This is a genomic window from Pontibacter sp. BAB1700 (genome assembly GCF_000277005.1).
Lineage (GTDB): Bacteria > Bacteroidota > Bacteroidia > Cytophagales > Hymenobacteraceae > Pontibacter > Pontibacter lucknowensis.
This window is the reverse complement of record NZ_AKIS01000198.1, coordinates 1-7,857: the sequence shown is the minus strand read 5'-3', so window position 1 is coordinate 7,857 and position 7,857 is coordinate 1. Positions and strand designations below refer to the sequence as shown.

The window sequence follows — 7,857 nt, the reverse complement described above, 5'->3', positions numbered from 1 at the left end:
CTCTACTCCTGCCGCCACCTGGCCAACAACACAGTCAAACTACAGAACCAACACGAACGCAGGATTCTCCAAACTAACGCCGCGCTAAGAAAGAACCGCAGCATCCTCAAGCAGCTCAGTCCGCAGGGTAAGACCACCCTCCCTCGCCAGTACCTGGAGCTGGCAGGCTTTGATTTCCGATACCTGACACAGGTTTACCGCACCCAGAAGGGAAACACTTACCATCTCTGCTATGACTATGGATATATGCTCCTGCCTGAGGAGAAGGTGCTGATCGTGAACTGGCAACCCTACATGGAGCAAAGCAAGGTTTAAGGCAATTTGTACTCAGGTATAGCCGCACAAAAAAGCCATACCCTTGGCAGGTATGGCTTTCTGGTTTTCCGGGTATCAGGTATAGCCCTTACGCTTCCGGCATCAGGCGCACCACCAGTCCGTCGAGGTCAGGGTTCACGCGCAGCTGGCACGAAAGGCGGCTGGTTGCTGTGGCATGCGGAAGCGTCTCGAGCATGTAAGCTTCGTCGTCGCCGGGCTCGGGCAACTCACCGCTCTGCAGCACCTCCACGTGGCAGGTGGCGCAGATGGCCATACCGCCGCAAATGGCCGGCACGTCCAGTTCGTTCGCCTTCATCACTTCCATCACCGAAAGACCCATGTCAGTAGGAGCCTCCAGTGTCACGCGGCTACCGTCGGGCAGCTCCACGTGTATGTTGATCAGCTCCTCCATTAGCTCAACTCCTGAATGCCGTTCACGGTCGTGTATTTGAGCACGAACTTCTTGTCGGGATAGATAATGTTATAGGCACTCTGCGCCATCAGGGCCGACTCGTGGAAACCGCACAGGATCAGCTTCAGCTTGCCCGGGTAGGTGTTGATGTCGCCGATGGCGTATACGCCCGGTATGTTGGTGGAGTAATCGAAAGTGTTTACTACAATAGCGCCCTTCTCCAACTCCAGCCCCCAGTTCTCGAGCGGTCCCAGCTTTGGCACCAGTCCGAAAAGCGGAATGAAGTAGTCGGTTTCGATCTTGTGCTCGTCCTTATTGTCGATCAGCACGGTTACAGCGTCTACTTTGCCGTTGCCCTGCACATCCGTCACGTTCGACTTTAGCAGCAATTTGATCTGGCCTTCCTCGGCCAGGGTCAGCACTTTCTCCGCCGACTCCGGTGCTCCCCTGAAGGTGGAGCCGCGGTGCACCAGCGTCAGTTCTTCGGCTACACCAGCCAGGTAGATAGCCCAATCCAGGGCAGAGTCACCGCCGCCGGCCAGTACCACTTTCTTGCTACGGAACAGCTCCGGGTCGCGCACCATGTAGGTCACGCCTTTGCCCTCAAAGCTCTCCAGACTTTCGATGGCCGGTTTGCGTGGCTCAAATGAGCCCAGTCCGCCGGCTATGGCGACTACCTTGCAGGCAATTTCGGTGCCTTCGGAAGTGCGCACAATGAACGTGCCGTCTTCCTGCTTGTCCAGTTCCTCCACACGCTCACCCAGGGTGAAGGTCGGGTGGAAGGGCTCGATCTGCTTCATCAGGTTATCTACCAGTTCACCAGCCAGTATCGACGGAAAACCAGGTATGTCGTAGATCGGTTTTTTAGGGTATATCTCGGCCAGCTGGCCACCTACCACTGGCAGGGCGTCCACCACATGGCAGCGCATTTTGAGCAAGCCGGCTTCAAACACAGCAAACAGGCCCACTGGTCCTGCCCCCACAATGCATATATCAGTTGTTATTCTGTCCATTTAAAATTGTTTTTTGATCAATCAATTTTCTACCGTAAAGATACGGCCATGTGTTAAGCATCCATAGTAATTTCTGCTATAAAATGGGGGTGGTCAACAGCACATGCTGCTAACCACCCCCATTTCACATGTTTTATGGTCTGATTACAATTTGTCGATCATATCGCCCAGGTCGCTCACGCCTAAGGTAAACATGAACAGCACGATAGCCAGCACCACTTTGAGCACCACCGGAATGGAGAGGCCCAGATATCGCTTCAGGTATACATTGACTGGCGGAAGATAAACAAGCGAAATGAGCAGGTAGGCAATGCCCGGCACAGGGTGTACCAGCACCAGGTTCAGTACACCCACTATTGCGATTACCAGGCCGACAAGCCAGCCGAGTAGGGGATAAGTCAAGGTATGCGCTTTCATGAGACTGTTGCTTAGCTTCCCGCAAACGGACTTCCGAAGATACCAACAGCCAGCTCAGCCCAGATGAGGAAGAAAGCCAGCAGAATGATCCCGATGATGACGAGCCGTGATTCAGTGCTTTTCACTTTTCGGATGACAAACTCAGCCGCAAGTCCGGTGCTGAGCAGCAGGATGCCCATGATCACAAAGTCACGCAGATCCCAGTCTACTTCGCTGGTGAACTGCATCGCGATAAGTGGGATAAATAAGAGCAGTGCTACTCCGAGCACAATGCCGATCAATCTTTTGTTTTGCGTTACCATATCTGTTTTTGTTTATGATGAAAATGATTTGTTTTAAGTAATGACTGGTTAAAAGTCCTTCAGCATCAGGTCGATCTTTTCGGGCAGTTCGGCCACACCCAGCGCAGACCACAGAATGAAGAGGCCCAGGATGATTTTGGCGGCCAACGGCACAGAGAAGCCTGTCGTCTCTTGCAGAATAGCGGTCATGGGAGGGAAGTAAACGAGTGACAGGATGATGATAAAAAGGCCATATCCGGCATCATTCTCCCAAAACGTATTGATGAATCCGATAGCCAGAAAGAGGAAGCCAAACAGCCAGCTGACTACACTCCCGATTTGAAATGTTTTTTCCATGATGTGTTTTTGATTTTATAGTGAAGAGAATATTTCTGCTGCTTACTCAAACCCGAACATAATCGGGAAAAGGAATACGACCACAATCGTCCAGGCAAAGTAAACCGGGATGTAGAGCACAATGGAACGTCCCACCTCTGTGATGGCTGCCTTTCGGGTGGCTGCTTTGAAAAGCATGACCGTGACGATGAGCAGGTGCACCAGCATGAGCACATTGCCGCCCAGCACAGCCACTCTGTTAGGTGTGATACCCCACTCCGAGATGCGGAACGAAATAGCCGATAAGGCAATGCCATTCACGACCACCGTCACAACCGAGAGCATGAGCAGCACCCACACCGCTGATGGAGCGCTTTTCCGGTTCGTGCTTTCGGCAACGGAAAAGAAGATCAGCGCCATTACCCCGATCAGGAGCACGTTGAAGAGTAGTAGAAATTCCCGGTCGTTGTAAGGGTCTTTACCGGAGTAGATGATGGCTCCGAGGTAGATCACTAGCATCACCAGCACCAGCGGACTGAAGATCCGGGCAATGACCGGCGACACCTTGTTGACAAGCTGGGGGTTGTTCTGCGTCAGGTATGAGGCCACGATCGGGACAGCCGGCAACCCGAAGGCGACGATGTACTCAAAGTAAAACTCCTCGATCCGGAGCCCGATCAGTGCAAACAAGCCGATCGTTATACCTGTCATCATACCGCCCGCTATGACCAGCAGCGCCGACATGACCGCCAGGTCGCCGTTGAAGCGTAGGAAGCTGAGTCGCTTGTCAGCCAGGTGAAGTTCGTTGCCAGCATAGGACACCCCTAACAGTACCCACAGCAGCAAAGGCAGGTGAATGCAGGCGAGCGCAAGGGTGTCACTCTGGTTGTCGGGCAAGGCATTAATGTATACCAGGCAAACGGCGTGATCCCGGCGATAATGCCTGCACTGTATTCAGGCATTTTGTTTCTCCAGGCAAAGTAGGCCATCAGAGGCGGCAGCACAAAGAAGCTGAGGTTGCGCGGGTAGTAGAATGCCTCGCTGATCGGGAAGATAGCGGGCAGCTTGACCAGTATACCTGCCACCAAAGCGGCGATCACCACAAACAGAAACTCCCGGTTGAAGCGCCAGAAAACATCCTCTGCTTCATAGTGCAGTCTTGCGTGCCAGAAGTCAGCCAGCGCAGTGCCGCTGAGCTGCGGGTATATGCTGCTGAACTCCTGTTTGAAGCCTGTCTTGTTGGAGCGGTAAAGTTTCTCCAACTGTCCGGGGTTGTCAAGGTGCGATAGTATTTGCTCTTTCATGGGTCTATACCTTCAGGTAAGTTTTTTTGATCATGTAAGTGTGTTAGTGCCTGCCGCTTAGTGCCACAGCGTACCTACCAGACCCAGTACAAAGCCTAGCCACAGACCTACTACAAAAATCAGCACACTGAGCACGATGGCGATGGCTTTGTGCACCCCGAACCGATGGTGATACTGCAGCAAGAAATAGTTGATCAAGCCTCCGAGTGCACCAGCCATAGGAACGATCAGCAGTGGCCGGAGCATCCATAACTTGCCCCATGCCGGGTCAGGCGAATTGACACCCGCCAGAAAAAGTGTGATCAAGGCTAATCCGATCGCGGCGCCTGTCAGTGCCCGCTTACCTGCTGCAGCAGGCTGCCAAGGCTGGTTTTGATAATCATGTTGCTGTACCATTTTAATCTGAGTTAAGGTTATGAATCTATTTTGTGTGTCATTAAAGTACTTTGAGTTTCAAAGTAAAGCGACAAAAAAAATTAGTCGCTTTGCCTGTTGTTCAAAATAAGTTGCTCCAGCGCATCCAGGTGACTTTTGAAAGCCTCACGGCCCGCGTCCGTCGCATGGTAGGTGGTGTTGGGTTTGCGGCCCACAAACTGCTTTTCCACACGCAGGTATTGGGCTTCTTCCAGCGCCCGCAGGTGACTGGCCAGGTTGCCATCGGTCAGTTGCAGGGTTTCTTTCAGGGTGTTGAAGTCCACCTTGTCGTCCACCATCAGCACTGACATAATGCCCAGCCGCGCCCTGCTTTCGAAGGCCTTGTTTATATTTTCAAGATACTCTTTCACAGGTCTGCTAGCGTTCGTATTTAAAGTACACCAGCGCGCCATATACAATGTGCAGTATACCGAATCCCAGCGTCCAGAGCATCAGGCCATAGCTTACAAACACACAGGCAACCAGGCCAATGATGATCTCGATGATGCCCAGGTAACGAATATCACCCAAGGTATACTTGCTGCCATTGAGCAGGGCCAGGCCATAAAAAACCAGCATGGCAGGCGCTACCAGGTATAGAATGCCGTGGTAAAGCAGCACGGCACAAAACACACCGCCGGCAGCCAAAGGTATAGCCAGGTTCACCAGCAGTCGCTTCGACTGGTTGTCCCAGGTGCGCTGGTTCTTCTTGCGGGCATTGCGTGCCGTAAAGTAAGTGGCGGTACCGAAGGCAAGTATCAGCACAGCCACAGCCACAGCCAGCAAAAACAGGATGTTGTCGCGGCTGAAGTTGCCTGCCAGGTCACTCACGTAATTGATGTTGTGCTGTGTCAGATACCACTTGACCACCGCCGCCCCGGCCAGCGCCGACAAGCCTGCAAATACGCCGGACAAACCGCTCAGGGAGATAAAGCGGGAAGAGCGATCCATGATGTTGCGGATCTCGTGCAGGGCTTCTAACTGGTCTTGCTGCTGATTCATTGTAAAGTACTTTGAGTTTCAAAGTTAATAGTGCTTTACGGAAAGTCAAGCGTTGAGGATAAATAATTTTGAAAAATATAAGGCAGTGAAATTCCAGTACAACGTTACTTCGTTTCAGGCTATTTTTCCATCTCCTTTAACTTAGCAGGCTTCCTGATCTTTTCAGACTCCCACAGGGCCACAAAAGGCGCTTCATCTGCTGCCTGGTAGCCACGCTTCATAAAGCCGGTATTAAAGCCAAAGGCTACTTTTCCGGTGTTGTCCATTGACAAAATACCCCGGTCGCCCTGCAGTTTATCGGCATGCAGTTCAATAGCCTTGTCGGTGGCTGTCTGCAGGGAATTACCGGCATATTTCATCATGGCGTATACCTCGTGGGCGAGCACGCCACGCATGATCGCCTCGCCCTCGCCGGTGCAACTCACGGCACATGCCTCGTTGTTGGCAAAGGTGCCTCCTCCGATAATGGGCGAATCCCCGACGCGTCCTTTTAACTGGTCTGTCAGCCCGCCGGTGGATGTAGCGGCCGCCAGGTTGCCATTCATGTCCAGTGCTACGGCGCCCACTGTGTCGGACATGGAACCAGGTTGCCTTTTCTTGGCTGCTTTTTCCTGCTGCTTGTCAAGCCAGGCATCTTTTTTCTCGGGCGTCACAAAATACTCCGGACCCTTTAGGGGAAGGTTGTTGGCAAGGGCAAATTCCTCGGCACCAGTTCCTGCCAGCAGGCAATGGTCGCACTTTTGAAGGACCACTTTCGCCAGACTGATTGGGTGCTGCACATAGCGGACGGCACCTACAGCTCCCACCCGGAGGGTGTTGCCATCCATGATGGCAGCATCAAACTCAGTCTCGCCGCGCTGTGTCAGGCTGGCGCCGCGGCCCGCGTTGAACGCCGGGTTACGCTCCATGCTGTTGACGGCCGCCTCTACTGCATCCAGGGCGCTGCCACCTTTTTCCAGTACGTCATACCCTGCTTTCAGCGCATCTGCCAAACCTTCTCTGTATTCTTCTTCTTTCTTCTTGTCAATTTCGCTGGGCTTCACTGTTTCAGCCCCGCCGTGAATCGCAATTGCAAATTTTTTCATCGTTGTTTGTTTCCGTTTAATTGAGCCCCTGGTAGTACGGGACGATTTGTACCTGGTTATTACAAGGTATAGCCGCCGGAGGAGGTACCCCGCGTTAAAATGAGTCCTGCTCCAGGGAGGAAATGCGCCGGTGATCGATGATCCGGAAACTCTCCACCAGCTTGATCGACTCCGGTATATCCTCTGAGAACAGAGTAATAAAGGCACCCTCAGGGGGCATATTCCATGGCATGGGCCAGTGCACGGGTTTCCTGGTTGATCTCTGTGAGCTTCATGTTGGGTTTAACGGCCATAATGCCCTGCTTGATCAGGCTGTTGATCTCCTGCCCGGATTTGCCGCGCAGGTCTTTGTCCTGCCGGATGATGATCTCGTCAAAGGTTTCGGCAGCAATGCGCCCGATCTCGATGGTGTCTTCTTCCTGACGGTCGCCTATACCTGCCACAATGCCGATCTTGTAGGTGGCCTGCACATTGTCGATGAAGTCGGCGATGGCTTCCATGCTGGCAATGTTGTGGGCATAGTCGATGAGTACTTCGTAGCGCGGGAGTTTGAACAGGTTCATGCGGCCCGGTGTGGTTTCTGCGGAAGGAATAAAAGTGCGTAGGGCCGTTCTGATCTCGGCAATCTCAAAGTGGTTGATATACCCGGTCAGGGTAGCCGCCAGCACATTGTGGATGTTAAAGCGGGCACGGCCCCCGAAGGTCAGCGGAATGTCAGCCACCCGGTCCACCCGGATCTTGTAAGTATTCTTGAAGATAGAGATGTACCCGTTTTCAAGCACGGCCGCCAGTCCGCCTTTGCTGATGTGCTGCAGGATGCGCGGGTTGTTTTCGTCCAGGCTGAAGAAGGCCACTTTGCAGGAGAGGCCCGTCGCCATTTCAAAAACCAGGTCATCGTCTGCATTGAGCACGGCATAGCCATTCTGGCATACCGTGCGAGGGATCACGGCTTTTACTTCGGCCATTTCCTCTACGGTATTGATATCACCCAGCCCCAGGTGGTCGGCCGACACGTTGGTGACGATGCCGATGTCGCACTGCCGGAAGGCCAGGCCGGAGCGCAGCATGCCGCCCCGGGCACACTCCAGTACGGCGTAGTTCACGGTGGGGTCTTTGAGCACAAACTCACTGCTGTAGGACCCGGTGGTATCGCCTTTGATGATCTTGTTGTCCTGTATGTAGATGCCGTCGGTGGTGGTATAGCCGACCTGGTAGCCTTTGAACTTGAGCATGTGCGCCACGAGGCGGGTAGTGGTGGTTTTGCCGTTGGTGCCTGTG

The 7,857-nt window shown here is 53.3% G+C and carries 14 protein-coding genes; 1 reads left to right on the top strand and 13 read right to left on the bottom strand.

Annotated elements, in window-relative coordinates:
• Positions 1-315, top strand: a 315-nt coding sequence (locus O71_RS24445) for a hypothetical protein (RefSeq protein ID WP_007660407.1), incomplete at its 5' end; no start/stop codon positions are given.
• Positions 316-403: 88 nt separating this feature from the next.
• On the opposite strand, the gene O71_RS19380 is transcribed toward O71_RS24445, so the two are convergent.
• From O71_RS19380 to O71_RS19330, 13 genes are all read right to left on the bottom strand, one after another.
• On the bottom strand, positions 404-727 hold the full coding sequence (locus tag O71_RS19380) for a 2Fe-2S iron-sulfur cluster-binding protein (RefSeq protein ID WP_007660406.1): 324 nt from the start codon (positions 725-727) through the stop codon (positions 404-406).
• Positions 727-1,740 carry an NAD(P)/FAD-dependent oxidoreductase gene (locus O71_RS19375; RefSeq protein ID WP_007660401.1) on the bottom strand — a complete coding sequence of 338 codons (1,014 nt, stop codon included), beginning with the start codon at positions 1,738-1,740 and terminating at the stop codon, positions 727-729. Before O71_RS19375 ends, O71_RS19380 begins: the two co-directional genes overlap by 1 nt.
• A gap of 144 nt (positions 1,741-1,884) precedes the next feature.
• Entirely contained in the window at positions 1,885-2,157 is a 273-nt protein-coding gene (locus tag O71_RS19370) for a hypothetical protein (protein WP_007660400.1), read from the bottom strand.
• A gap of 11 nt (positions 2,158-2,168) precedes the next feature.
• Positions 2,169-2,459 carry a hypothetical protein gene (locus O71_RS19365; RefSeq protein ID WP_007660399.1) on the bottom strand — a complete coding sequence of 97 codons (291 nt, stop codon included), beginning with the start codon at positions 2,457-2,459 and terminating at the stop codon, positions 2,169-2,171.
• Between the two features lie 48 nt (positions 2,460-2,507).
• Positions 2,508-2,795 (bottom strand): hypothetical protein, encoded by a 288-nt coding sequence (locus O71_RS19360; protein WP_007660397.1) that lies wholly within the window; start codon positions 2,793-2,795, stop codon positions 2,508-2,510.
• Between the two features lie 42 nt (positions 2,796-2,837).
• A complete protein-coding gene (locus O71_RS19355) occupies positions 2,838-3,671 on the bottom strand; it encodes a hypothetical protein (RefSeq protein WP_369750997.1) in 834 nt (277 codons plus the stop codon).
• On the bottom strand, positions 3,599-4,078 hold the full coding sequence (locus O71_RS27580; protein ID WP_369750996.1) for a hypothetical protein: 480 nt from the start codon (positions 4,076-4,078) through the stop codon (positions 3,599-3,601). The genes O71_RS19355 and O71_RS27580 overlap by 73 nt, the downstream gene beginning before the upstream one ends.
• A 57-nt stretch (positions 4,079-4,135) precedes the next feature.
• Positions 4,136-4,474: a hypothetical protein gene (locus O71_RS19350; RefSeq protein WP_007660396.1), complete on the bottom strand. Its 339-nt coding sequence runs from the start codon at positions 4,472-4,474 to the stop codon at positions 4,136-4,138.
• Positions 4,475-4,554: 80 nt separating this feature from the next.
• Entirely contained in the window at positions 4,555-4,863 is a 309-nt protein-coding gene (locus tag O71_RS19345) for a transcriptional regulator (protein ID WP_007660395.1), read from the bottom strand.
• A 7-nt stretch (positions 4,864-4,870) separates the two neighbouring features.
• Positions 4,871-5,494, bottom strand: coding sequence for a hypothetical protein (locus tag O71_RS19340; RefSeq protein ID WP_007660394.1), 624 nt, complete (start codon positions 5,492-5,494; stop codon positions 4,871-4,873).
• A 119-nt stretch (positions 5,495-5,613) separates the two neighbouring features.
• Positions 5,614-6,579, bottom strand: coding sequence for an isoaspartyl peptidase/L-asparaginase family protein (locus O71_RS19335; RefSeq protein WP_007660393.1), 966 nt, complete (start codon positions 6,577-6,579; stop codon positions 5,614-5,616).
• Positions 6,580-6,673: 94 nt separating this feature from the next.
• The gene (locus O71_RS26720) at positions 6,674-6,799 is read right to left on the bottom strand and encodes a hypothetical protein (RefSeq protein ID WP_255345426.1); all 126 of its coding nucleotides are present in this window, start codon (positions 6,797-6,799) and stop codon (positions 6,674-6,676) included.
• A partial coding sequence (locus O71_RS19330; RefSeq protein WP_007660392.1) for a Mur ligase family protein occupies positions 6,789-7,857 on the bottom strand: 1,069 nt, incomplete at its 5' end. The genes O71_RS26720 and O71_RS19330, both read right to left, overlap by 11 nt.